Genomic DNA, 22,959 nt, shown 5'->3' on the forward strand with positions numbered 1-22,959 from the left:
GGCAAACCCAACCGCCTCGGCTCAATCAACAATTGACCTATTGAAGCGCAGAGGAACCCACTATGAACACCAAAGCCGTCTACGCCGCCTGCCTGTTTGCCGCCCTGAACATCTGCACCTTGTCGGCCCGCGCCGAAGCCGATGTAACCCCTCAAACCTACACCTACGGCACGCACCTGGATATTCAGAAAGTGCTGTCGATGAAACAGGACGCCAGCCCTGCCTGCGGGATTGTGAATGCCCGGATGACCTACCTGGATTCCCAAGGCAAAACCCAGGTTCTGGATTACAGCAAATTCGCTGACGGCTGCAACGAAGGCAACTGAGTCCTTCGACTACCCATTGCCCATTCCCCTTTGAAACAGGAAGAACATCATGAACAACGTCACCCGCTTTTTGACCGCCATCGTTTTCTCCGTAACGGGCGCCGCCGCCCATGCCAACGCTGCGGTTGAACAAAATACCTGTGGCAGCAGCACCTGCTTCCAACTGACTCCGCTGCTGACTGAGGATGGTTCAAGCCGGACGCCACAAGGGCAACTGGTTGCGGAGAATGGCTACAGCCGGACGCCACAAGGGCAACTGGTTGCAGAGAATGGCTACAGCCGGACGCCACAAGGGCAACTGGTTGCAGAGAATGGCTACAGCCGGACGCCACAAGGGCAACTGGTTGCAGAGAATGGCTACAGCCGAACGCCACAAGGGCAACTGGTTGCAGAGAATGGCTACAGCCGGACGCCGCAAGGGCAACTGGTTGCAGAGAATGGCTACAGCCGGACTCCACAGGGCCAACAGCTCGAAAACCAGATGGCTTGAGGTCACGCACTGTTCCTATGAACGCAACATTTCCAGTGTGGGAGCGAGCCTGCTCGCGATGACAGCAGCACATTCAATATCTATGTGACTGCCAGACCGCCATCGCGAGCAGGCTCGCTCCCACATGGGACTCGTATCCCAAGGTGATCCCCATGTTCCTCATCGCTTTCCTGGGTGGCATTCTGACCGTCCTCAGTCCCTGCATCCTCCCGGTCGTGCCGTTTCTGTTTGCCGGTGTTAAACGTACACGCTCCTCAATCCTGCTCACCCTTGGCGGCATGGCCCTGACCTTTGTCCTGATCTCCAGCCTGGCCGTGGTCAGCAGCGACTGGGTGATACAAGCCAGCAACACCGGCCGTCATGTGGCGCTGATGGTGATGGTGCTGTTCGCCCTGTCACTGATCTCCGCCCGCATCGGTGGGTGGCTGGCGCGCCCGTTCGTGCTGCTGGGCAACCGCCTTGATCCCGATACTCGCAAAATGTCTGGCCCGTCAGGCTCGGTGATGATCGGGGTCGCCACCGGTCTGCTCTGGGCGCCGTGTGCCGGGCCGATCCTCGGGGTGATCCTCACCGGCGCCATGCTGCAAGGCGCCAATGCGCAGACCAGTCTGTTGCTGCTGGCGTATGGACTGGGCAGTGCGTTGTCACTGGGGACCTTGATCTTCGCCAGTCGCGGCCTGGTCAATCGCTTGAAACCATCGATTCCGCTCACCGGTTGGCTGCGTCGCGGCACGGGGGCTGCGGTGTTGGTCGCTGCGGCAGTCATCGCCACCGGCACCGACAACACACTGCTCGCCAGCACCTCATCCGAAGGCGTCACCACGGTTGAACAGCGGGTGCTGGAAACTGTACCGAAAGTGATTGATTACTTCGTCAGCAAGGTCAAGGCCGACTCGACCATGGACGCGGCCAAAGGCCCGATGCCGTCACTTTCCGGCGCGGTCGAATGGCTCAACTCGCCAGCGCTGAGCAAGGATTCCCTGCGCGGCAAAGTGGTGCTGGTGGACTTCTGGACGTACGACTGCATCAACTGCCAGCGCACCTTGCCCCATGTGAAGGACTGGGCGAAGAAATATGAGAAGGACGGTCTGGTTGTGATCGGCGTGCACACCCCGGAATACGGTTACGAACGCATCATCGACAACGTCCGCGATCAGGTGAAAAAACTCGGCATCTCCTACCCGGTGGCGATCGATAACGACTACACGATCTGGCGCGCCTTCGACAATCAGTATTGGCCCGCGCACTACCTGATCGATGCCAAGGGGCAGGTGCGTTACACCCATTTTGGCGAGGGCCGGTACGAAACTCAGGAACAGATGATTCGGCAGCTGCTGGAAGAGGCCAAAACACCTAATGCCAGTTAAACCGCTTTTCGTAGGAGCCCGGCTTGCCGGCGAAGGCATTCTTATGGGCACCTTCGCCGGCAAACCGGGCTCCTACATTGGCCAAAGCACCTGTCGCGTCACCGGTTTTCGGCGAAGCAAGCCAACCTGTTATGGCGGCGTTACAAATGGACGACCATGCATCGGAGAATGCCATATTTCGTGAATTCTCCGGACGATCGGCAGGACGCCGGCGTATCCGGGAGCGATAGTTTGTGGACGACGGGATCACTGCCGACTCTGTCATCACCCTCAAGAAAAGGATGTTGCCATGCCTAAATTCATTATTGAACGCGAGCTTCCAGGCGCCGGCGCGCTGCCGCAACAGGAGCTCAAAGCGATCTCGCAAAAATCCTGCGATGTGTTGCGCGAGATGGGACCCGAGGTGCAGTGGCTGGAGAGTTACATCACTGGCGACAAGATTTACTGCGTGTACATCGCGCCGAACGAGGGACTGATCAGGGAGCATGCCCAAAAGGGTGAATTTCCCATCAACAGCGTTTCCCGGGTCATGAACATCATCGATCCCACCACGGCGGAGTGAGCCGGACACGTCCCACCCGCAACGGAGCAGACTTCATGAGCACACCCATTGACCTCACTGCCCTGAAAAACCGTCAGATGACAGCGTGGGCCAGCGGCGACTATGCCGTAATCGGCACTACCTTACAGATCGTCGGTGAACAACTGGCCGAAGCCTGCGACCTGCTGTGTGATGAGCAGGTGCTGGATGTCGCCGCTGGCAACGGTAACGCAACGCTCGCCGCCGCACGCCGGGGCTGCAAGGTCACGTCCACCGACTACGTGGCCAAGCTGCTTGAACGCGGCGAAGACCGCGCACGGGCGGAGCACCTGGACGTGACTTTTCAGGTGGCCGATGCCGAGGACTTGCCGTTCGAGGACGCCAGTTTCGATGCCGTGCTTTCGACCTTTGGCGTGATGTTTACGCCGGATCAACCCAAGGCAGCAGCGGAACTGGCGCGGGTGTGCCGTCCTGGCGGGCGGATCGGGCTTGCCAACTGGACGCCTGAAGGCTTTGTCGGTCAGATGTTCAAGACCCTGGGCCGCCACATGCCGCCACCGATGGGCGCTCAACCGCCATCAAACTGGGGCTCAGAAGCCTGGTTGCACTCGCAATTCGACCAGCGCGATTTCCAGCTCCAAGTGACACGGCGGCTGTTCAACTTCCGCTATCGCTCTGCCGCGCACTTCATCGACACCTTCCGCACCTGGTATGGCCCGGTTCACAAGGCTTTTGCGACCCTGCCACCTGAAGGAGGCACAGCCCTGGAAAACGACCTGACCGAACTGCTGAATCGCCTGAACCGGGCGGGGGAGCGGTCGCTGGTGGTGCCCAGTGAATACCTGGAGGTAGTGATTACACGGCGCTGAAACGACAACACAAATTCCCTGTGGGAGCGGGCTTGCTCGCGAAGGCGGACATTCAGTCAACATCACTGTGAATGTAAGGTCCTCTTCGCGAGCAAGCCCGCTCCCACAGGGATATGTGCAGACTATCTGACCAGCCCGATCACTCATCCAGCCGCTCGGTGTACACAACCCACACACTGCAGGGCATTTTGTACAGCAGATGCTCCACCGTGCTGCCGAGCAAGCGGCCCATGCCGCGATGGCCGACCCGGCCCATGACAATCACGTCGACGCCATAGGTTTCGGCATAACGGGTCAGCACTTTGGTCGGACTGCCCATGAGCATGTGCCGTTGCTCCGGCGCGATGCCGTTGCGCGCGGCCAACTCATTGAATGCATCCTCCTGAAAGTCGAACAGGGTCTTGGCCTTGTCCGAAGCAAAAAACGCCGAACCGTTTTCGAAGCTGAACTCGTCCGAGCTGATAGACGAAAGGTCATAGGCGTAGACCACGTCGAGCTCGGCGTTACAGGCACTCGCCAGTTTTGATGCTTCGTGCAGAATCCGGTCATTGAAGCTTTTGTATTGATCATCGCGATGGAACGGATCGACCGCCGCAACGATCTTGCGCGGCAACGCATGAATGGCATGGCTGACGAAGTGCAGCGGCACTGGGCATTCGCGCAGCAGATGCACGTCGAGCGGGGTAAACACCAGCCGCGACAGCCGTGATTGATGTTCCAGCGCCTTGATCAGCACATCCATTGGCTGCTCTTTGAGGTGAGTCAGGATTTCCTCCAGCGGATTTTCGACCCAAACCACCTCGGTGGTGACATGGACACCGATCTTGCGCAAGGGGCGGGCCTGTTCTTCAAGCCACTGGTGGTGGCGCTCGACATACCCCAGACGCATCTGTTCCAGGGCCTTTTCGTTGACCAAACCGGCGGTCGCCAGACCCTCCAGATAGTCGAAAGCCACGATGTGCAGGGCTGCATCCTCGGCCTTGGCCAGTGCTGCGGCACGGTCGAAGGCGGGGCTGTGTTCCATCAGGGGCGAGGCGACCAGCATGAAACGTGCTTGACCAGACATGACAAACCTCCCGTTCAATACACCCAATCCTTTAATTATTGACCATGATCGGTCTCTCTTCCGTGGGGTTCATGCGATGGGTGTCGCGCCGACGTTTTAATGTGGGAGCGGGCTTGCTCGCGAAGAGGCCGGTACATTCAACATTGATGTCGACTGGCACTCGGCCTTCGCGAGCAAGCCCGCTCCCACAGGGGATTTGTGGTGTTCACTTGGTTAAACAACCTTCGCGCCCCGTGCTTCCAGCAATTCCCGTAATACGGAACGGTGGCAGTGTGCCTCTTCCTCGCAATAACACCCCACCGCCAGCGACGTTTGATGGGAGAGGGCGGCCAGCAGGTCGAGCAGCTGACTGGGCGCGGGATGGTTCATCTCGGCCTTGAACTTGCGCTTGAAGGCTCCCCAGGCCTTGGCATCTTCAGCCGCTTTGGCTTCGGCCACCAACTCGGGGCTGGGGGACAACAGCGGTTGCCACACATCGTAGAAATCCCGGCTGGCAAATTCAGCCTTCGGTACGCCCCGAGGCGGGCGGCGTACCGTGCCCAGGCGCAGGCCTTCATTCGTGGTGCGGGGTGAGCCGAGTTGGACGATGTGGATGGGCATGATCGCAGTGCCTATTTGAGCCGCGAGCTATCGAACCACTCCAGCGCCGTGCGCCAGAAGCAGATACCCAGGAAGTACGCCGACATCAGCAGCCACAGGCCCATCACCAGCGGATTGATGACCGGGTGGTTGACCACCAGCGACAAGCTGCACAGCAGCCAGATGGCCGTCACGGCAATGTTGATCGGCATGAACCGGCGCACGCGGAACGGGTGCAGGAATTTCATTCGGGTCACGGTCAGCAGCGCCAGGCCGATGACGGTGAGCAAGGTAATCCATGGGGACGGGTCGACGATGTACAGGCATAGCGCAACTACGTTCCAGGCGGCGGGGAAGCCCTGAAAGTAGTTGTCTTTGCTCTTCATGTTGACGTTGCAGAAGCAAAACAGCGATGACACCAGAATCAGCGACACGGTCAGCAGCAGGGTGTAGTCCGGCAACGGGATATAGCGATAGATGAACAGTGCGGGAATGAATACATAGGTCAGGTAGTCGATCACCAGATCAAGGATCGATCCGTCGAAACTCGGAAGCACCGATTGCACATTCACCTTGCGCGCCAACGCGCCGTCCAGACCGTCGACGATCAGCGCCACGCCTAGCCATAGCAGGCAATTGGTCGGTTGGTTCTCCAGCAAGGCAAGGGTCGCGAGGAAGGCGGTGACCACGCCAGTGGCGGTAAAACCATGGGCACCCCATGCTTTAAGCCTGGCAATGTGTACGGCGGATATCACGGGGGCGTTCTCCAGAAAGTGAAGCAGGCCAATGATCGCCCTCCTGTTGAGGGCGTCGGCAAACCGGGTCGGGTTGCAGGTATCGACCGGATTTTCGGGAATAAGGTTCACCACCTATGAATCTTAGCCTCCACGCAAAAAAGTACCCCGGAAATATCCGGGGCACGTATTGAGCGTCAGAAGTATGAAGGGCAAGGGCAGCACACAGAACGTCAGCCAGACGGAGTTGGCGGAATGTCTGGCGAGGACTATCGTTGCCTGACTGAGTTTCTGCCCATTGATGAGGACGTCGTCATGAACACCAGCGATTTGCTTGAGCAATTACTGCGGGCCAGCCAAGGCTCGCAGTCGCAACAAGGTGTCGGTGCGGCGTCAGCTCAAGGAGGCTTGGGTGGCCTCGGCGGGTTACTTGGTGGTCTGCTGGGCGGCGGCGCGGGCGGTGGTGTGAGCGGGGGCGGTCTGGGTGGATTGCTCGGTGGTCTGCTGGGCGGCGGATCACCCATGGGCGGTTCGACGCAAGCGCGCTCGGGCGGCACCAACTACGCAGCGTTGGCTTCTTTGGGGATGATGGCATTCCAGGCGTATCAGGCCTGGCAGCGCAGCCAGGCCTCTGCACCCCAACAGGCGCCGCGCACCGTTGACCTGTTGTCTGGCCCGGAAATCGAAGACCACAGCCACGCCATCCTCCGAGCCTTGATCGCCGCCGCCAAGGCCGATGGCCGCATCGATGAGGCCGAGAAACACATGATCAGTACCGAAATCGGTCGCCATACCGATGATCCGCAACTGCAGCAATGGCTCGATGACGAAGTCGCCCGGCCACTGGATGCCGTCGATGTGGCGCAGTCCGCCCAAGACCCAGGGATGGCCGCCGAGATGTACCTGGCCAGCGTGATGTTGGTGGATGATCAGCAGAACGCCGAACGCAATTATCTGGATGAATTGGCCGCTGCGTTGAAGATCGAACCAGAGTTGCAGGTGCACCTGGAGCAACAGGCCAAGAGCAGCGTTGCCTGAACGTTTCCCCGTAGGAGCCCGGCTTGCCGGCGAAGGCGTTTTCATTGGCGCTGCATGACGTGAGGCCGCCTTCGCTGGCAAGCCAGCATCCTACAGATGCCGTGAACGCCGCGAACTCCGTAGGAGCCCGGCTTGCCGGCGAAGGCGTTTTCATTGGCGCTGCATGACGTGAGGTCGCCTTCGCTGGCAAGCCAGCTCCTACAGATGCCGTGAACGACGCGAACCCTGTAGGAGCCCGGCTTGCCGGCGAAGGCGTTTTTATTGGCGCTGCAGGACGTGAGGCCGTTTTCGCTGGCAAGCCAGTTCCTACAGATGCCGTGAACGACGCGAACCCCGTAGGAGCCCGGCTTGCCGGCGAAGGCGTTTTCATTGGCGCTGCATGACGTGAGGTCGCCTTCGCTGGCAAGCCAGCTCCTACAGATACCGTGAACGACGCGAACCCTGTAGGAGCCCGGCTTGCCGGCGAAGGCGTTTTCATCGGCGCTGCAGGACGTGAGGCCGTTCTCGCTGGCAAGCCAGCTCCTACAAATGCTGGGCCCGTCTGTCCGGCCAATTTCAACGCCAATGGAATTTTTTTCAGGCACCGCCGCTCTGCTGATAGAGACGTGCTGATCCAGCGTCCTGCCACTGGCCTCAGAGTGAGAAAATTATTCCATGACTGTCCTGACACGACTTGAATCCAGGCCTGCCCACGAACACGCGATAGTAGCCGCTGGCGGCGTAAAGTCGTTCTATGAACAGTTGTTGCTGAGCGACAACACCGACGTGCAAGGCGGGCGCGGCGCGACAGTTTTTCAGCAGCAAGGCCCGTGCTCTGTTTTTCCTGAGTGCGGTTGCTCCGACCAAAGGGGTGGATGGCGCCGGTTTATCGAACTCAAACCAGTCTTCTCTAGAACACCTTTATCAACGGGAGCGGTTTATGAGTCTGGAAGAACAGCTGTCTGCCACTGATCTGGCGTTGGTGCAACTGGGACGCCGTCTGCAGGCGGATGGTTACCGATTCATCACGCCGACGCCGCTGACCCATCAGCGCGTCAATTCCCGTGCCGAAGGCCGACGGGCGGAGACCCTGCGCGATGTTTTTGGCTGGTCGCGGCCGTTTGAGCCAGGGCTGTTGTCCGCGGATGAACAGCGCCAGTTGCAACAGGCGCAGGTGCTGGATGAGTGCAACGGGCGGCTGAAAAGCCGGGTGCGCTGGTCCAGTCTCGACGACTTGCTGTTCGTGCATTCGGCTTTTCCGACGGAAGCCGCTGATTCAGTATTCTTCGGTCCCGACACTTATCGGTTCGCCCAACTGATTCACGCCCATCTGCACCAGCATTTCGCCCCGATCAGGCGCGCCGTGGACATCGGTTGCGGCGCCGGTGTCGGTGCCATTCTGATTGCCCGCGCCCGTCCCGAAGCCGAGGTATTGGCGCTGGACATCAATCCGGCGGCGCTGCGCATGACGGCCATCAACGCCGCGCTCGCCGAAGTAGCCAACGTCAGCGTCGAGGCCAGCGATGTGCTGCAGGGCGTCGACGGATACTTTGATTTGATCGTCGCCAACCCCCCCTACATGGCCGACCCGGCCGAGCGTACTTACCGGCATGGTGGTGGCGCGTTGGGCGCAGAGCTGTCACTGCGGATTGTCGAACAGGCACTCGGTCGGCTGGCACCCGGCGGTTCGTTGCTGCTGTACACCGGCGCCGCGATGGTCGATGGCCGTGACCCGTTTCTGGAGGCCCTCGCTCCGCGCCTGGAGGCACCGGGATTCGGCTGGACGTATCGCGAACTCGATCCCGATGTGTTCGGTGAAGAGTTGTTGACCCCAGGTTACAAACGAGTGGAGCGGATTGCCGTCGTCGCGCTGACCGTGACACGTCTCGGCCCAGGCACGGGGAAAAACGTTGATGAGCAGGCGCCCGAACTTCGGCATTGAAGAAGAATACTTCCTCACCGATCTCGCTTCCCGCGTATGCCGGGGCAGCCTTCGGTGCCGGTGATCGAGGCATGCAGAACGGCGCTGGGTCAATCCTTCGCTTATGAAATGTTCCAGGGGCAGATTGAAGTCGCCTCACCGGTTTTCAGCAGCTTACCGGAGGCCGCCGACTACCTGGCTACCACCCGCAGCGCCCTGAAACGTGCTCTGGAACCGTTCGGCCTGGGCCTGCTCAGTGCTGGCAGTCACCCTTTGGCGGATTGGCGGATTCAGCAACCGACGGATCAGGCGCATTTCCATCAGCTGTTCGACGACTACCAGCGAGTGGCCCGGCTTAGTGTGTTGTCCGGGCTGCACGTACACGTCGAAGTGCCCGGTCATCTGGATCGTATTCGGGTCATGAACGAAGTCTTGCCATGGGTGCCACTGTTGTTGGCGCTGAGCACCTCGTCCCCGAGCAATGGACTAACCGGCGCGCCTGCATCGCCTATGACTGAATCATCTACGCTTTAAATGAGAGTTGCAGGCTGTCATCCCCGCAACTGGGAGGTCCCATGAACAGTCATTGGTGGTGCCGCCTGCTCTTGTTAATAATACTGATCGGGTTACCGACGGGTTCGACGACGGCTGCAGGCAGTGTCGTGGTACTGACCGTCAACGATGCTATTGGTCCGGCCACTGCCGACTATGTGGAGCGGGGCCTGGCGCGTGCGGTCACTGAAGGCGCGCAGTTGGTGGTCATCCGCCTCGACACCCCCGGCGGGCTGGACACTTCGATGCGCTCGATAATTAAGGCAATTCTGGCCAGCTCCTTGCCAGTGGCCAGTTTCGTCGCTCCCAGTGGCGCACGTGCGGCCAGCGCCGGCACCTATATTTTGTATGCCAGCCACATTGCCGCGATGACCCCCGGTACCAACCTGGGCGCTGCTACACCGGTGCAGATCGGCGGCCTGCCGGGAACCGCGCCCGAACCGCCGAGCCCACCCACCAGCGACAAGAAATCTCCGCCTGAGCTGCAGGATACCTTGACTCGAAAACAGATCAACGATGCGGCGGCTTACATCCGTGGCCTTGCGCAACTACGCGGACGCAATGCCGACTGGGCCGAACAAGCGGTACGTGAATCGCTCAGCCTGTCGGCCCACGAAGCGCTCAAACTTAAGGTGGTCGATTATGTGGCCAATGACGTGGCAGACCTGCTCAAGCAACTGGACGGCAAGAGCCTGAATGTCGCCGGTCAAACGTTGAGGCTGAGCACCGCCGGGGCTGCGCTCACCGATCATCCGCCTGATTGGCGCACACAACTGCTGGCGGTGATCACCAACCCCAGCGTGGCATTGCTGCTGATCATGTTCGGGGTCTATGGCTTGATATTCGAATTCATGAACCCGGGATCGGGCGTCGGTGGAGTACTCGGTGGCATCTGCCTGTTGCTGGGGCTGTATGCCCTGCAATTATTACCCGTGAATTACGCCGGGGTCGGACTGATTCTGTTAGGGATCGCCTTCATGATCGCCGAGGCGTTTCTACCGAGTTTCGGTGTAATCGGCTTCGGTGGGGTGGTTGCTTTTGTAGTCGGCGCAGTGATTTTGATGGACACCGATGTGCCGGGCTTCGGCATTCCGTTGACGCTGATCATCGGCATGGCACTGATCAGTGCCCTGCTGCTGATGACTTTGGTCGGCATCGCGATCAAGGCTAGACGCCGTGCTCTGGTCAGCGGCGATGCAGGCTTGGTCGGCAGTCTGGCCACGGTGACGGGGTTGCTGCCGGATCTGCCCATGAGCGGCTGGGTGCAACTGCAGGGCGAAAAATGGCAAGTTCGGAGCAGCTCGCCCCTGCACCTGGGCCAACAGGTCCGAGTAGTGGCGCGCACCGGGGTGATGCTGGATGTCATTGCGCTGGATGAAACACCACCGCAAGAAGGTTAAGTCAAGTCCCTCAAGTCGGGTTGCGAATCCGAGCGCGGGTTGGTGTTCCAACTCGGGCTTTTGGCCACCTGGACACCAGAGGAAAGTGCCTGCATACATCCGCTAAGAGGCGGCGGAACCTTCTCATACCTGACAAGGGTCACAAGCAAATACCAGATCGAATTTTGTCTTCACTCCCGTGGAGCTCACATGGAAAAGCCACTCGAAAAGTACCGTGACATGAGAGACTTCGAAAAAAGTCCCGAACCCGCCGGTATTGCCAAACCTGCGAGAGGTAAACGCAAGGGCAAAGCGCACGCGCTACAGTACTGCATTCAAAAGCATGACGCCTCACACCTGCACTATGACTTTCGCCTGGAACTCGATGGCGCGCTGAAAAGTTGGGCCGTGCCCAAAGGGCCGTCGCTGGACCCCAAAGTCAAGCGTCTGGCCATCCACGTCGAAGACCATCCGCTGGATTACGCCACGTTCGAGGGCACCATTCCTGAAGGGCATTACGGCGCCGGCGACGTGATCGTCTGGGACCGTGGCGTATGGATTCCCCAGGACGATCCGGCCACGGCGTACACCAAGGGCCGGCTGAAATTCGAGCTGAAAGGAGAGAAACTCGGCGGCCTGTGGAACCTTGTGCGCACGCACATGCCGGGCAAGCAGGAGCAGTGGTTTCTGATCAAGCATCAGGACAGCGCCGCCAGACCCGACAGCGAATACGACGTGGTCGCCGCCGAACCGGACAGCGTGCTCAGTGACCGCACCATCGTGGAAAAAAAGCACGGTGCTGAAAAAACCAAGCCGATCAAAAAAGCCCCGGCCAGGGCGCGTAAGGAAAAATCGCCACAACTGACCGGTGCACGCAAAGCCAGGCTGCCGGAGCTGCTCAAGCCCGAACTGGCGACGTTGGTCGAATCCGCGCCGAGCGGCGAATGGAGCTATGAGATCAAATTCGATGGCTACCGGGTGATGACGCGCATCGACCACGACGAGGTCAAACTCTTCACCCGCAACGGCCACGACTGGACCCACAAATTGCCCGGGCAAGCTAAGGCACTGGCAGCGCTGGGCCTGGAATCGGCCTGGCTCGACGGCGAAATGGTGGTGGCCAACGAGCAGGGCGTTCCGGATTTTCAAGCGCTGCAAAACGCGTTCGACTCCGGCCGTAGCGGTAGCATCGTTTATTACCTGTTCGATTTGCCTTACCTCAATGGCGTGGACCTGCGCGAAGTACCCGTCGAGGAGCGCAGGGCGGCGCTGGCGACCGTGCTCAAACCCAATGAGAACCCGTTGTTGCGATTCTCCGACGCGTTCGGCGAATCGCCGGAGGCGTTGCTCAACAGCGCCTGCGAAATGAAGATGGAAGGGCTGATCGGCAAGCGCCTGGGGTCCCCTTATGTGTCGCGGCGCACCAGTGACTGGATCAAACTCAAGTGCAAGCATCGGCAGGAATTCATCGTGGTCGGCTTCACCGACCCCAAAGGCACACGCAGTGCCTTTGGCGCGTTGTTGCTGGGATTGCATGATCGCGACAGCGGTGAATTGCGCTATGCCGGCAAGGTGGGCACCGGGTTCAACGAGGTAACGCTCAAACGCATTTACGAACAGTTGAAACCGCTGCAGACGAAAAAGCCGTCGGTGGTCAATCCGCCCAGCGGTTTTGAGGCCAAAGGCGTGCATTGGCTCAAACCCACTCAACTGGCGGAGGTGGCTTTTGCCGAAATGACCAAGGACGGCTCGGTGCGCCACGCCGTGTTCCATGGTTTGCGTGATGACAAACCCGCTGAGGAAATTACCGAGGAGTTGCCGAAAACCGTGAACACTTCAGCCTCGAAAACATCAGCCTCGAAAACCGCCGCAGCGAAGAAGAAATCCGGCGCTGAGAAACCTGACGTCGCCGACCCAGAAGCCGTCCATTCGACCGTCGCGCCGTCGCAGATCGGCCTGGCCAGCGGCAAGGTACGGATCACACATCCGGACCGGGTGATCGACGCCAGCACTGGCACCACCAAGATGCAACTGGCGGAGTACTACGCCAATGTAGCCGAATGGATTCTGCCGCAACTCAAGGACCGGCCGGTGGCGCTGGTGCGCGCGCCGGATGGCATCGCCGGTGAACTGTTCTTTCAGAAGAACGCCGAGCGTCTGGCCATTCCGGGGATTGTTACCCTGGACAAAGAATTGACGGGCCAACCGGTGATGATCATCAACAACGCCAAAACCTTGATCGGCGCGGTGCAGATGAGCACGGTGGAACTGCACACCTGGAATGCCACGTCCGTCGATCTGGATAAACCCGATCGCTTTGTCCTCGATCTCGACCCGGATCCGGCGTTGCCCTGGAAAAGCATGATTGAGGCAACCCAGTTAACCCTCACGGTGCTGGATGAGCTGGGGCTCAAGGCGTTTCTCAAAACCAGCGGCGGCAAGGGGATTCACTTGATCGTACCGCTGAGCCGCAAACACGGCTGGGACGAGGTCAAGGATTTCAGCCACGCGATCGTCAGTCACATGGCCAAATTACTGCCAGATCGCTTTTCTGCGGTGTCCGGACCGAAAAACCGCGTCGGGCGGATCTTCATCGACTACCTGCGCAACGGTCTGGGCGCCACCACTATTTGCGCCTACGCCGTGCGCACCCGCGAAGGTCTGCCGGTGTCGGTGCCGATCTTTCGGGAGGAGGTTGCCGAGCTCAAGGGCGGTAATCAATGGAACGTACACAACGTGCATGAACGCCTGGCCGAGATCGGTGACGAACCCTGGGCCGACCTGAAGAAAACCCGACAGACGATTACTGCCGAAATGCGGCGGCGGGTCGGGATGAAAAAATAGTGAATCAAGCAGGAAAGTGGCGGGTAAATCGGACCTGTAGGAGCCAGCGGTGCGGCGATCCGACTTGCCGGCGAAGGCGCCCTTAAGAGCGCCTTCGCCGGCAAGCCTGGCTCCTACGAAAAGCGGTTCATTCTCTTAACTGACTGGCATTAGGGCAAGCCCCCTCACCATAGGCTCGCCGCCTCGACGACTATCGCTTGCCAAGCGCGGCAGCCAGCAGCGGCGCCGCCTGTTCATCGGTCAATGCGGCGTGGACTTCCATGCTCATGAGGTCGCTCCATTCCAGCACCCACTTCTGAATCGACACCGGATCATCGGCCTCTGCAATGCCAAAACCACTCGAACCACCGACGGCATGCCAGCGCCCCAGCATCTTGACGTCTGCGGGTGGCGCGCCACCGGTCTTGAGAAAACGTTCGATCGCGCTATTACGATGTTGCGGACTGATGGACCAACGGACGATGAATAACATCTGCCACCTCCTGCTACGGATTGGCACCATTATTTTCGCGCACCTGGCTGGCGCCGGGGCCACGGTCACGCTTGTGTTTCCAGCTCCATCCTGGCTGACCTGAAATCCTTCCCTTGAGAAGGCATAGCAGCGGCCCGCGTTTTGCGTACGACCGCTGATCCTCTTTCAGGCATTTGAAATGAATATATCGGGATAACAGTGCAAACGATCAGGTATCACGCAACAAGTCGTTGGCATTGAGCAACTCGTAGGCAATCTCCGGGCGCTTCTCCAGCCCTCGACGAATCGCCGCCGGAATCGACTGACGGGTTTTGCGGCACAGCCCCGGCAATTCGCCGAGGGTGATGTTGATGCCACGCATGGTGCGCACTTCATTGAAGCCCGGGACAATCTCCACGCGCAGACCCAACTGCTCATACATCCGGCGTTGCAGACGCTCCAGGTCGCTCAGGCTCTGGAGATTTTCCAGGCGTTCGATCAGGCGCTTCTCCTCCGACCGGGTCAGGCTCAGGATGCGCAAATCTGCGCCGGGGGTTTCCAGCAACGGCTCACGCTCGCAGATGCAGGCTCCGGGCGGGCAGGGTTGGCGGATCGGAAGAGAGGTCGTCATGGGGTTCAATCATAGAGCCCTATGATCGGGTTTGCCCATGGGGTTGTTGTGCCGTTGAGCGCGATGTCTACATTTCGGGCTTGCTGGCTTTGGCTGTACTCTGCCGATCGCTTCGGTCGAATGTAAACGCTGCTCAGCACTAAAGTGACTTGTGATGGTCAATAAATCCCGCAACGACCATCAGCAGTCGTACTGCTCGGAACCGACCGAATCCGCATCGGTATTTTGATCAAGGACAGTGAAAGCATGCTTGCCGCCATTTAATCAGCAACCGCCTCCACCTGGTTCCGTGAATCGGGACTCGTCGTACGTTACCCCTCAATCCAATTCGAAGATTTAAAGCATGCACCTACGCAAAATTGCAGTTGGGCTGTCGGCCCTTGTTTTGCTCTCGACCGGGGCAGAAGCCCGCAGTCTGCTGGATCTCGTCAAGCCGCCCACCCAGCATCAGGAACAAGTATCCCGCTCGGGTTCGGTCAGCCAGAACGCGGCCCTTGGCCTCTATTCAAACAAACAGAAACAGGCATCGTTTGATGGCTGCGCAGATCTGTTCCCGGCGGCGAAACCCATCAACATGGCCTCTGTGCCTGCAACAATGAAACCAATGGCCCTGTGTTCCGACAACTTTGCGGTGCTGTACTCGCAAACCAGCAAGACGCCGTTGGTAGTGGTCGAACGCCTCAATGCCGCGCAACTGCAGGATGCCAAAGGCGAGGAGCGCACCAACCAGTTCTACCCGGACCCACGCATCCCCAAGAGTGGGCGGGCAGAGTTGAGCGACTACCGTAGCCAACATCCGGCCGTGGACCGCGGCCATCAATCCCCGGCAGCCGATGCTCCGAACCCCAATGCAATGGCCCAATCCTTTGCGCTGTCGAACATGGTGCCGCAAGACCCAACTCACAACCGGAAGATCTGGAGCAAGGTCGAGGCCGATGTCAGAAAGTTCGCCAAGCGAGCCGATGGTAATGTTTTTGTCTTTACCGGCCCGCTCTTTGACGCTAGCCACACTACCGTCGGCGACAACAAGGTCTGGGTGCCGAGCCGCCTGTTCAAGCTGGTTTACGACGCATCGTCCAAGCGTGCCTGGGCCTACGTACTACCCAACGCTGAAACTCGCATCGAGAGACCGATGGACTATGAGGCTTTCGTGAAGACTACCGGGCTCAAATTGCTTGGAAATCTACCGGTCACCGGTTCCGTAGGGCGCTCTTGAAGGCTTGATGCATGACACCCCAAAGGCTGGATGCAGCCGATGGGGTGTTTCATTCTGGCCCAATATTTAAGCTGGTATCATTCAAGAGCTTACAAACCGAGTAGAAAATATGAATCGTCGTAAAAAAATAAAGCAGTTATTAAAGGCTCATGCCAAAAAGGCTAGTGCCAAATTGGCACCGCCAAGCAAGTCCAAATACATTAGTAAAGCTGACCGATTGAAGCTGGCTGCTGAATCCAGTCAGGACTCAATCATTTCTTCTGAGAGCTGATCCATGGAGCTTGAGCTCCAGCGGAATTTACGAATTTTCCGATGGCACGTACCGCGAGGACGTGGCCTGACAAATCATTCAAGCCGTAGCCGCTTCGCGGCTCTGAATCGAACCAGATTCCCTGGGTACATTTGATTGGCCGCTTTTGGCCGTTATCTACCCGATACAAAAGCCAGTTATCCCAGGCAACGCAGCCGGCCCGATGCGCCTGAACTTGGGATACACCTCCAACCACCGTCCGGCCAGAATCTCTGCAGTTACCCTCCTGAGGTGCTTGACGAAGGTCTTTTTTCGTGGCAAAACTCCTAACATTAGATCTTTAGACGTATTTCAAATCGGAGGTTCGATGCTTACGCGAAACGCTCAGGATTCAGCCGTAATGAAAGCGATCCCCACTGTGATCAGGGCGGCGGACCTAGCCGCCTACTCGCCGGCGAACCACACTGGCACCTCCAACGTCCGCGTGATTGGCCCCGAGACCGTGGGCGCCACGGCACTCGAAGTGCTGGTCGGTACGATCGTGAAATCCCATGGCGCGAAGCCGCATGCGCATCCGCATCTGGAGCAATGCGCCTACATGATTGAAGGCATTGGCGAGTCGCAAGCGCAGGGTCGCGTCGACGTGATGGGCCCCGGAACCTGGACCTATGTGCCGGCGGGCGTGTTCCATTCGTTTCGCGTGACCAGCGACCAGCCCGGTCGGCTGCTGGTCGTCTATGCGCCGCCTTATGGCGAGAGCCCGGCGCACACGATCACGGAGCCCGACCCTGCGGTCGCTGAGTGCGGCGAAGTCCGCGTGCTTGCCGCCACCGAGGCCACCACTGCGACCGTCCCACTCATCGATCGCGACACCGTCGGCGCGCAATGGGTCGACATCTCGGCACTGCGGCTGCGTGCTGGCACCGCATTGGCCTGCACCACAGAGCCTGAGGCCGAGCAGGTGCTCTACGTCGAAGACGGACAGATCGAGGCGCACGTCGACGGGCAGGACTTCCAGCTCGCGGCGGGTGACTTCCTGTTTCTTCCATGCGGGGTCACCACAGCCCTGCGCTGCCCGCCGGAGCAGCCCGCAGCAGGCTTTCTCATCAAAGGACGGCTTCCGTAAAGGACGACTTCCATCAATCGCTTTACTCACAACAACAAAAGGAAACAACGCATGAACGCAAAACTTCCTACCCAGCAAACCACCTCCAGCGGCGCGCCGTTGCCGTTGGTCGGCCTCCCGCAGGACACTCTGCTGACCGTCAACGTCGAGCAGATCCCACTGATCAAGAATGTCTTCCCAGGCATCCACATTCAGCCGCTACGCATGGACCCGGAGCGCGGCGAGTGGGTCATCAAGGCCATCGTGGAACCCGGTTGCTCTTTGCCGATTCACTACCACACCGGTACGGCGCAGGTCTGGACAATCCAGGGTTGCTGGATGTATCGCGAATACCCTGACCAGCCTCAGACCGCGGGCTCCTACCTGTTCGAACCAGGCGGCTCGGTTCACACCTTCTACACCCCCGAGACCAATACCGAGGACACCATCACCATCGCCTGGATCGAAGGCGCGCAGGTCAGCTTCAACGAGGACGGCACCTTCCACTCGCTCAATGATGCGCTTTCGGTCCAGTACGCGCTCGAGTCCCTCGCGGCGGCGCGCGGTATCGCACCGTTGCCCTACATCCGCGGCAACAGCGCCGACATCGCCGGTTCCTGACCGCAAAGAGGAGCACGGACCGAATGAATAACAACTCAAGCCAGGGTGGGCCGCTCGCCGGCCTACGCATTATCGACATCACCGAAGTCGTCATGGGACCTTCGGCCACGCAGATGCTGGCTGACCTTGGCGCCGACGTGATCAAGGTGGAGCCGCCCGGTGGCGATATGCTGCGCGCCACGGGGCCCGGCGGCCGCGCTGGCGCCGGTCCGCTGTTCCTCAACCTCAACCGCAACAAGCGCAGCATCGTGCTAGACCTCAAGAATCCTGTCGGCAAGGAGGCGCTGCTGAAGTTGGCGCAGACGGCCGACGCGCTGATCTACAACATACGTCCACAGGCCATGCAGCGGCTCGGGCTGGATTACGAAGCGGTACGGCAGGTGAACCCGCGCATTATCTATGTCGGCACCTTCGGTTTCAGCCAACGCGGTCGCTATGCCGCCTCGCGCGCCTTCGACGACCTGATCCAGGCCGCTGTCGCGATCCCCGAGGCCAGCGTGCGGGCGGGGTCCGAGGTACCGCGCTATGCGCCGCTCAATCTCTCGGACCGGGCTACGGGCCTGTACGCGTTCGGCGTGATCTGCGCGGCGCTGCTGGCGCGCGAACGCACGGGACGCGGCCAGTCGGTCGATGTGCCGATGTTCGAGACGACCGCGCAGATGATGCTGGGCGATCACCTCTACGGCCACACGTTCATCCCGCCGCGCGGTGGTTTCGGCTATCCGCGGCTACTCAACCCGCAGCGGCGGCCATACGCCACGCAGGACGGTCTTGTATGCCTGGTTGTCTACACCGACGACCAGTGGAAGGCCTTCATGCGCGTGGTTGGCGAGATCGAGCGGTTCGAGAACGACCCGCGGTTTGCCGACGGCGAATCACGCACGCAGCATGTCGAGGCGCTGTACGAAATCCTCTCCGACAACCTGAAAACCAAGACCACGAAAGAATGGCGCGAGCTGCTGGAGCCACTCGGCATCCCGGTACTCCCGGCGCATACCTTCGAGACCCTGCTGGAGGATCCGCATCTGCAGGACATCGGCTTCTTCCAACAATTCGAGCACCCCACCGAGGGCGTGCTGCGGACCATGGCGGTGCCGAGCGAATGGCCGCAATCGCCGCTGCCGGCGTTTCGCCCGCCGCCGCTGTTGGGTGAGCACAGCGAGGAAGTGCTCGCGGAGGCTGGCTACTCGTGCGAACAGATCCGCAAGATGGTACTGACCAGCGTGACCCAGGTGACGACGGTCCCCAAGGAAACGGAGGTCAGGGCATGACGACGGTCCTTCAAGAAAGCCGGCAAGACGGTCGGCTGATTCTCACCATCGATCGCCCGGAGCGCCGCAATGCGCTCAACGCGGACGTCATCGCGGCGCTGCAGCAAGCCATGCAGCGCGCCCGGGCGGACGCCTCGATTCGCGCTGTCGTGCTCACCGGCGCGGGCGACGAGGCATTCTGCGCCGGTGCCGACCTGGGCGCGGATGCCTTCGCGTTCGACTACGCCACGCCAACCATCGCCTATGCCGACCTGCTGCGCACTGCCCGCACGCTCGACGTGCCGCTCATTGCGCGGGTCAACGGTGCCTGCATGGCCGGCGGCATGGGCCTGCTCGCAATGTGTGACCTCGCCATCGCTGCCCCGCACGCGATCTTCGGCCTGCCAGAGGCAAAGGTCGGCGTGTTCCCGATGCAGGTGCTCGCCGTGCTGCAGGCTCAGGTGCCGCAGCGCTGCCTGGTGCAACTTTGCCTGACGGGTGACCCGATCGATGCCGCGAGAGCGCGCGAGATCGGCCTGATCAACGAGGTGGTCGACGACCTCGACGGTGCGCTCGAGCGCCTGCTGTCGCGTCTGCGCGGCAACTCACCCACCGCGCTACGCCGCGGCCTGTATGCAATGAAAACGATGCGCTCGATGTCGTTCGAAGAGGCGATCGCCTTCGGCGAAGGTCAGATTGGCCTGCTGGCCATGACGCAGGATGCGCGCGAGGGCATCGCCGCATTCAAGGACAAAAGGAAACCGCAATGGACCAACAAATGAATTCGCAAGCAGCGGACAAGCTCGTGCGCATCGGCGGTGCTTCGGGCTTCTGGGGCGACAGCAGCCTCGGACCGATGCAACTGGTGCGCCAGGGCGACATCGACTACCTGGTGTTCGACTATCTCGCCGAGCTGACGATGTCGATCCTCGCCGGCGCACGCATGAAGCGTCCCGAGGAAGGCTACGCCATCGACTTCGTCACGGTGGCACTGCGCTCGGTGCTGAAGCAGGCGGTAGAGAAGGGCATTCGCATCGTCAGCAATGCCGGCGGCGTGAACCCGAAAGGCTGTGCCGCGGCGGTGCAGGCTCTGGCCGACGAACTGGGCGTGGCGGTGCGCATCGCGATTGTCGAAGGCGACGATGTGCTGCCACTCGCGGCCGCCATGCGGGCAGCCGGCACGGTTGGAATGTCCAACGGCGAACCGATGCCGGAACGGTTGGTGACGGCCAATGCTTACCTTGGCGCGCTGCCGGTCGCGCAGGCGCTCGACGCCGGTGCCGACATCGTCATCACTGGCCGCTGCGTCGACAGCGCGGTCACCCTCGGCGTGCTGATGCACGAATTCGGCTGGGCGCCTGACGACTTCGATCGGCTCGCCGCGGGCAGCCTCGCCGGCCACATCATTGAATGCGGCTGCCAGGCCACCGGCGGCTTGCATACCGACTGGGCCACGGTGCCTGACTGGGCCAACATCGGTTATCCAATCGTGGAGTGCCGCGACGATGGCAGCTTCGTCGTCACCAAGCCCGCGGACACCGGTGGGCTCGTCTCGCCCGGGACGGTCGGCGAGCAACTGCTGTACGAGATCGGCGATCCGGCCTGCTATCTGCTACCGGATGTGGTCTGCGACTTCCGCCAAGTGCGCCTGGAGCAAGTCGGGCCGCATCGCGTGCTGGTGGACGGTGCGCGCGGCCTGCCGCCAACCGCTACCTACAAGGTCAGCGCCACTGCGCCGACCGGCTTCAAGGTGTCCGGACAGCTCACCATTGTCGGGATCGATGCCGCCGCAAAAGCCAGGCGCACCGGCGAAGCGCTGCTCGAGCGTGGCCGCCGGTTGTTGCGCGAGAACGGGTTCGCGGACTTCCTCGCGACGCACATTGAGCTGCTCGGCACCGAGTCGGCCTACGGTCCACTCGCCCGGCCGTTGCCGACGCGCGAAGTGGTGCTGCGCCTGACCGCAACACATGCCGACCGGCGCGCGCTAGAGATGTACAGCCGCGAGTTCGCCGCCCCCGGCACGTCATGGTCGCCGGGCACGACGGGCTCAGGTGGCCGTCCCTCCGTGTCGCCGGTCTTGCGGCAGTTCGCCTGGCTCATTGCGAAGGAGCGGGTGCAGCCGACGGTCACGCTCGGCGAGACGACGTCCACCGTGACATTGCCGTCGCCATCACCAAAGGGGATCCCGGAACGGCTGGCGCCCATCGAGGGTACGCTGCCCGCCGGTCCTCGCCAGACCGTGCCGCTCGTGAGAATCGCGCTCGGGCGAAGCGGCGACAAGGGCGACACGTCCAATATCGGCCTGATCGCCCGCCATCCGGCGCTGTTGCCGGTGCTGATCGAGCAAGTGACGCCCGAACGCGTGAAGGATTACCTCGGCCACCTGGTGCAGGGACCGGTGCATCGATACGAACTGCCCGGCATTCACGCCATCAACCTGCTGTGCGAACGCGCGCTGGGCGGCGGCGGCATGGCGTCGCTGCGCAATGATCCGCTCGGCAAAGGTATGGCGCAGATGCTACTCGACCTGCCGGTCGAGGTGCCTGAAAGCCTGCTGCAGGAGCTGCCCGCATGAATTTCGATTTATCGGACGACCAGCTCGCGATCCGCGACGCTATCGAGGCGATCTGCGCCGACTTCGGCGCCGATTACTGGCTCGAGCACGAGCGCGACGGGCGCTGGCCAAGCGAATTCTGCGACACCATTGCGCGCGGCGGCTGGTTCGGCGTGACCATGCCCAAGGAGCATGGTGGCGCCGGCCTCGGCCTCTCGGAAGCGGCAATGGTGATGCGCACCATCGGCAAGCTCGGCTCGGCGGCGGTGTCGTCGGTGCATCTGAACCTGTTCGGCCCGCAACCCGTGGTCGTATTCGGCAGCGAGGCGCAGAAGCGGCGCTTTCTGCCGCCATTGATCGAAGGCACGGATCGCGCTTGCTTCGGCGTGACGGAGCCCAACATCGGCTCTGATACAACACGCATCAGAACCTTCGCGCGCCGCGCGGGCGACCGTTACATCGTCAACGGCCAGAAAGTCTGGACCTCGACCGCGCAGCACGCCAACAAGATCTTGTTGGTGGCCCGGACGACGCCGATCGAGGAATGCGTGAGGCCAATGGACGGTGTGACGCTGTTTTATACGGACCTCGACCGCGCGCATGTGCGCATCTGCGAGATCGAGAAGATGGCGCGCAAGGCCGTGGACTCGAACGAACTGTTCATCGACGGGCTGGAGATCCCGGTCGAGGATCGCATCGGCGAGGAAGGCCAGGGGTTCAAGTACCTGCTGCACGGCCTGAACCCGGAGCGCATCCTCGTTGCGGCTTCTGCGCTCGGTGCCGCGCAGACGGCGCTGATGCGTGCGACGGACTATGCCAGGGAGCGCGTCGTGTTCGGGCGGCCGATCGGCATGAACCAGGCGATCCAGCATCCGCTGGCCGAATGCTGGATGCGCCTGCAAGCGGCCGAGCTGCTGATGTGGAAGGCGGCTGCGCTCTACGACGCCGGCAAGCCCTGCGGCGTCGAAGCCACGGCGGCGAAGTACCTGGCGGCCGAGGCCAGTTTCGAGACGTCATTGCGTGCGGTGCGCACCCATGGCGGATTCGGCTATGCCACGGAGTACCACGTCGAGCGCGGTCTGCGCGAAAGCGTGCTGTCGCTGGTCGCGCCGGTGACCCAGGAACTAGCGCTGTGCTACGTCGCCGAACAGGCGCTTGGCCTGCCGAAGTCATATTGATCTGAGCAACGCGAGATA

23 protein-coding genes and 1 pseudogene are annotated in these 22,959 nt (G+C 60.8%); 18 read left to right on the forward strand and 6 right to left on the reverse strand.

Features of this window, described 5'->3' with window-relative positions; genetic code table 11:
• Nucleotides 1-62 precede the first annotated feature (62 nt).
• The 5 genes from MEB48_RS07240 (at nt 63) to MEB48_RS07260 (ending at nt 3,593) form a co-directional block, all read left to right on the forward strand.
• Nucleotides 63-326 carry a DUF2790 domain-containing protein gene (locus MEB48_RS07240; RefSeq protein WP_237883194.1) on the forward strand — a complete coding sequence of 88 codons (264 nt, stop codon included), beginning with the start codon at nt 63-65 and terminating at the stop codon, nt 324-326.
• A gap of 49 nt (nt 327-375) precedes the next feature.
• Nucleotides 376-816, forward strand: coding sequence for a hypothetical protein (locus tag MEB48_RS07245; protein ID WP_237883196.1), 441 nt, complete (start codon nt 376-378; stop codon nt 814-816).
• Between the two features lie 152 nt (nt 817-968).
• Nucleotides 969-2,183: a cytochrome c biogenesis protein DipZ gene (locus MEB48_RS07250; RefSeq protein ID WP_237883198.1), complete on the forward strand. Its 1,215-nt coding sequence runs from the start codon at nt 969-971 to the stop codon at nt 2,181-2,183.
• Nucleotides 2,184-2,472: 289 nt separating this feature from the next.
• Nucleotides 2,473-2,745, forward strand: a complete 273-nt coding sequence (locus MEB48_RS07255) for a DUF4242 domain-containing protein (RefSeq protein WP_095053441.1) — start codon at nt 2,473-2,475, stop codon at nt 2,743-2,745.
• A 35-nt stretch (nt 2,746-2,780) separates the two neighbouring features.
• Nucleotides 2,781-3,593, forward strand: a complete 813-nt coding sequence (locus MEB48_RS07260) for a class I SAM-dependent methyltransferase (protein WP_237883200.1) — start codon at nt 2,781-2,783, stop codon at nt 3,591-3,593.
• 139 nt (nt 3,594-3,732) lie between these two features.
• Here the strand turns inward: MEB48_RS07260 and MEB48_RS07265 are convergent, their stop codons facing one another.
• The 3 genes from MEB48_RS07265 to pcsA form a co-directional block, all read right to left on the reverse strand.
• Nucleotides 3,733-4,659, reverse strand: a complete 927-nt coding sequence (locus MEB48_RS07265) for a universal stress protein (RefSeq protein ID WP_237883202.1) — start codon at nt 4,657-4,659, stop codon at nt 3,733-3,735.
• A 213-nt stretch (nt 4,660-4,872) separates the two neighbouring features.
• A complete protein-coding gene (locus tag MEB48_RS07270) occupies nt 4,873-5,259 on the reverse strand; it encodes a DUF488 domain-containing protein (RefSeq protein WP_237883204.1) in 387 nt (128 codons plus the stop codon).
• An 11-nt stretch (nt 5,260-5,270) separates the two neighbouring features.
• Nucleotides 5,271-5,993 carry a phosphatidylcholine synthase gene (gene pcsA / locus MEB48_RS07275; protein ID WP_237883483.1) on the reverse strand — a complete coding sequence of 241 codons (723 nt, stop codon included), beginning with the start codon at nt 5,991-5,993 and terminating at the stop codon, nt 5,271-5,273.
• A gap of 234 nt (nt 5,994-6,227) precedes the next feature.
• On the opposite strand from pcsA, the gene MEB48_RS07280 reads away from it, so the two are divergent.
• The gene (locus MEB48_RS07280; protein ID WP_237883206.1) at nt 6,228-7,010 is read left to right on the forward strand and encodes a tellurite resistance TerB family protein; all 783 of its coding nucleotides are present in this window, start codon (nt 6,228-6,230) and stop codon (nt 7,008-7,010) included.
• 41 nt (nt 7,011-7,051) lie between these two features.
• Here the strand turns inward: MEB48_RS07280 and MEB48_RS07285 are convergent, their stop codons facing one another.
• Entirely contained in the window at nt 7,052-7,594 is a 543-nt protein-coding gene (locus tag MEB48_RS07285; protein ID WP_237883208.1) for a hypothetical protein, read from the reverse strand.
• A 335-nt stretch (nt 7,595-7,929) separates the two neighbouring features.
• On the opposite strand from MEB48_RS07285, the gene MEB48_RS07290 reads away from it, so the two are divergent.
• The 4 genes and pseudogenes from MEB48_RS07290 (at nt 7,930) to ligD (ending at nt 13,685) form a co-directional block, all read left to right on the forward strand.
• Nucleotides 7,930-8,931 (forward strand): methyltransferase, encoded by a 1,002-nt coding sequence (locus MEB48_RS07290; RefSeq protein ID WP_237883211.1) that lies wholly within the window; start codon nt 7,930-7,932, stop codon nt 8,929-8,931.
• Nucleotides 8,903-9,387, forward strand: a pseudogene (locus tag MEB48_RS07295) (glutamate-cysteine ligase family protein); the annotation flags it as partial. The gene MEB48_RS07290 and the pseudogene MEB48_RS07295, both read left to right, overlap by 29 nt.
• A gap of 98 nt (nt 9,388-9,485) precedes the next feature.
• Entirely contained in the window at nt 9,486-10,862 is a 1,377-nt protein-coding gene (locus tag MEB48_RS07300; protein WP_237883212.1) for an NfeD family protein, read from the forward strand.
• Between the two features lie 189 nt (nt 10,863-11,051).
• Nucleotides 11,052-13,685 (forward strand): DNA ligase D, encoded by a 2,634-nt coding sequence (ligD, locus tag MEB48_RS07305; protein ID WP_237883214.1) that lies wholly within the window; start codon nt 11,052-11,054, stop codon nt 13,683-13,685.
• 190 nt (nt 13,686-13,875) lie between these two features.
• On the opposite strand, the gene MEB48_RS07310 is transcribed toward ligD, so the two are convergent.
• Together MEB48_RS07310 and MEB48_RS07315 are read right to left on the reverse strand one after the other, a co-directional pair.
• The gene (locus MEB48_RS07310; protein ID WP_237883216.1) at nt 13,876-14,157 is read right to left on the reverse strand and encodes a DUF3303 domain-containing protein; all 282 of its coding nucleotides are present in this window, start codon (nt 14,155-14,157) and stop codon (nt 13,876-13,878) included.
• Nucleotides 14,158-14,365: 208 nt separating this feature from the next.
• Nucleotides 14,366-14,767, reverse strand: a complete 402-nt coding sequence (locus tag MEB48_RS07315; protein ID WP_237883218.1) for a hypothetical protein — start codon at nt 14,765-14,767, stop codon at nt 14,366-14,368.
• Nucleotides 14,768-15,110: 343 nt separating this feature from the next.
• Here MEB48_RS07315 and MEB48_RS07320 point away from each other — a divergent pair, with 343 nt between their 5' ends.
• The 8 genes from MEB48_RS07320 (at nt 15,111) to MEB48_RS07355 (ending at nt 22,941) form a co-directional block, all read left to right on the forward strand.
• Complete coding sequence (locus MEB48_RS07320; protein WP_237883220.1) at nt 15,111-15,983, forward strand: DNA/RNA non-specific endonuclease; 873 nt, start codon at nt 15,111-15,113, stop codon at nt 15,981-15,983.
• 109 nt (nt 15,984-16,092) lie between these two features.
• Nucleotides 16,093-16,254 carry a DUF2986 domain-containing protein gene (locus tag MEB48_RS07325; RefSeq protein ID WP_095053428.1) on the forward strand — a complete coding sequence of 54 codons (162 nt, stop codon included), beginning with the start codon at nt 16,093-16,095 and terminating at the stop codon, nt 16,252-16,254.
• Nucleotides 16,255-16,633: 379 nt separating this feature from the next.
• Nucleotides 16,634-17,359, forward strand: a complete 726-nt coding sequence (locus MEB48_RS07330) for a cupin domain-containing protein (RefSeq protein WP_237883222.1) — start codon at nt 16,634-16,636, stop codon at nt 17,357-17,359.
• 51 nt (nt 17,360-17,410) lie between these two features.
• Nucleotides 17,411-17,959: a 2,4'-dihydroxyacetophenone dioxygenase family protein gene (locus MEB48_RS07335; RefSeq protein WP_237883224.1), complete on the forward strand. Its 549-nt coding sequence runs from the start codon at nt 17,411-17,413 to the stop codon at nt 17,957-17,959.
• 23 nt (nt 17,960-17,982) lie between these two features.
• Nucleotides 17,983-19,230, forward strand: coding sequence for a CaiB/BaiF CoA transferase family protein (locus tag MEB48_RS07340; RefSeq protein ID WP_237883226.1), 1,248 nt, complete (start codon nt 17,983-17,985; stop codon nt 19,228-19,230).
• The gene (locus tag MEB48_RS07345; RefSeq protein WP_237883228.1) at nt 19,227-19,991 is read left to right on the forward strand and encodes an enoyl-CoA hydratase-related protein; all 765 of its coding nucleotides are present in this window, start codon (nt 19,227-19,229) and stop codon (nt 19,989-19,991) included. Before MEB48_RS07340 ends, MEB48_RS07345 begins: the two co-directional genes overlap by 4 nt.
• A complete protein-coding gene (locus tag MEB48_RS07350; protein ID WP_237883230.1) occupies nt 19,976-21,784 on the forward strand; it encodes an acyclic terpene utilization AtuA family protein in 1,809 nt (602 codons plus the stop codon). Before MEB48_RS07345 ends, MEB48_RS07350 begins: the two co-directional genes overlap by 16 nt.
• Nucleotides 21,781-22,941, forward strand: a complete 1,161-nt coding sequence (locus MEB48_RS07355) for an acyl-CoA dehydrogenase family protein (RefSeq protein WP_237883232.1) — start codon at nt 21,781-21,783, stop codon at nt 22,939-22,941. The genes MEB48_RS07350 and MEB48_RS07355 overlap by 4 nt, the downstream gene beginning before the upstream one ends.
• The last annotated feature ends 18 nt before the right edge of the window (nt 22,942-22,959 follow it).

The sequence above is a fragment of the Pseudomonas sp. PGPR40 genome, from assembly GCF_022014505.1.
Taxonomy (GTDB): domain Bacteria; phylum Pseudomonadota; class Gammaproteobacteria; order Pseudomonadales; family Pseudomonadaceae; genus Aquipseudomonas.

What these genes read in the sequence shown, in the direction of transcription:
- MEB48_RS07315 (WP_237883218.1), bottom strand. Translation starts at nt 14,767, where the DNA reads ATGACGACCTCTCTTCCGATCCGCCAACCCTGCCCGCCCGGAGCCTGC.
- MEB48_RS07245 (WP_237883196.1), top strand. Translation starts at nt 376, where the DNA reads ATGAACAACGTCACCCGCTTTTTGACCGCCATCGTTTTCTCCGTAACG.
- MEB48_RS07290 (WP_237883211.1), top strand. Translation starts at nt 7,930, where the DNA reads ATGAGTCTGGAAGAACAGCTGTCTGCCACTGATCTGGCGTTGGTGCAA.
- MEB48_RS07240 (WP_237883194.1), top strand. Translation starts at nt 63, where the DNA reads ATGAACACCAAAGCCGTCTACGCCGCCTGCCTGTTTGCCGCCCTGAAC.
- MEB48_RS07320 (WP_237883220.1), top strand. Translation starts at nt 15,111, where the DNA reads ATGCACCTACGCAAAATTGCAGTTGGGCTGTCGGCCCTTGTTTTGCTC.
- MEB48_RS07300 (WP_237883212.1), top strand. Translation starts at nt 9,486, where the DNA reads ATGAACAGTCATTGGTGGTGCCGCCTGCTCTTGTTAATAATACTGATC.
- MEB48_RS07340 (WP_237883226.1), top strand. Translation starts at nt 17,983, where the DNA reads ATGAATAACAACTCAAGCCAGGGTGGGCCGCTCGCCGGCCTACGCATT.
- MEB48_RS07265 (WP_237883202.1), bottom strand. Translation starts at nt 4,659, where the DNA reads ATGTCTGGTCAAGCACGTTTCATGCTGGTCGCCTCGCCCCTGATGGAA.
- MEB48_RS07260 (WP_237883200.1), top strand. Translation starts at nt 2,781, where the DNA reads ATGAGCACACCCATTGACCTCACTGCCCTGAAAAACCGTCAGATGACA.
- MEB48_RS07250 (WP_237883198.1), top strand. Translation starts at nt 969, where the DNA reads ATGTTCCTCATCGCTTTCCTGGGTGGCATTCTGACCGTCCTCAGTCCC.
- ligD (WP_237883214.1), top strand. Translation starts at nt 11,052, where the DNA reads ATGGAAAAGCCACTCGAAAAGTACCGTGACATGAGAGACTTCGAAAAA.
- MEB48_RS07330 (WP_237883222.1), top strand. Translation starts at nt 16,634, where the DNA reads ATGAAAGCGATCCCCACTGTGATCAGGGCGGCGGACCTAGCCGCCTAC.
- MEB48_RS07255 (WP_095053441.1), top strand. Translation starts at nt 2,473, where the DNA reads ATGCCTAAATTCATTATTGAACGCGAGCTTCCAGGCGCCGGCGCGCTG.
- MEB48_RS07335 (WP_237883224.1), top strand. Translation starts at nt 17,411, where the DNA reads ATGAACGCAAAACTTCCTACCCAGCAAACCACCTCCAGCGGCGCGCCG.
- MEB48_RS07310 (WP_237883216.1), bottom strand. Translation starts at nt 14,157, where the DNA reads ATGTTATTCATCGTCCGTTGGTCCATCAGTCCGCAACATCGTAATAGC.
- MEB48_RS07350 (WP_237883230.1), top strand. Translation starts at nt 19,976, where the DNA reads ATGGACCAACAAATGAATTCGCAAGCAGCGGACAAGCTCGTGCGCATC.
- MEB48_RS07325 (WP_095053428.1), top strand. Translation starts at nt 16,093, where the DNA reads ATGAATCGTCGTAAAAAAATAAAGCAGTTATTAAAGGCTCATGCCAAA.
- MEB48_RS07280 (WP_237883206.1), top strand. Translation starts at nt 6,228, where the DNA reads ATGTCTGGCGAGGACTATCGTTGCCTGACTGAGTTTCTGCCCATTGAT.
- MEB48_RS07270 (WP_237883204.1), bottom strand. Translation starts at nt 5,259, where the DNA reads ATGCCCATCCACATCGTCCAACTCGGCTCACCCCGCACCACGAATGAA.
- MEB48_RS07345 (WP_237883228.1), top strand. Translation starts at nt 19,227, where the DNA reads ATGACGACGGTCCTTCAAGAAAGCCGGCAAGACGGTCGGCTGATTCTC.
- MEB48_RS07355 (WP_237883232.1), top strand. Translation starts at nt 21,781, where the DNA reads ATGAATTTCGATTTATCGGACGACCAGCTCGCGATCCGCGACGCTATC.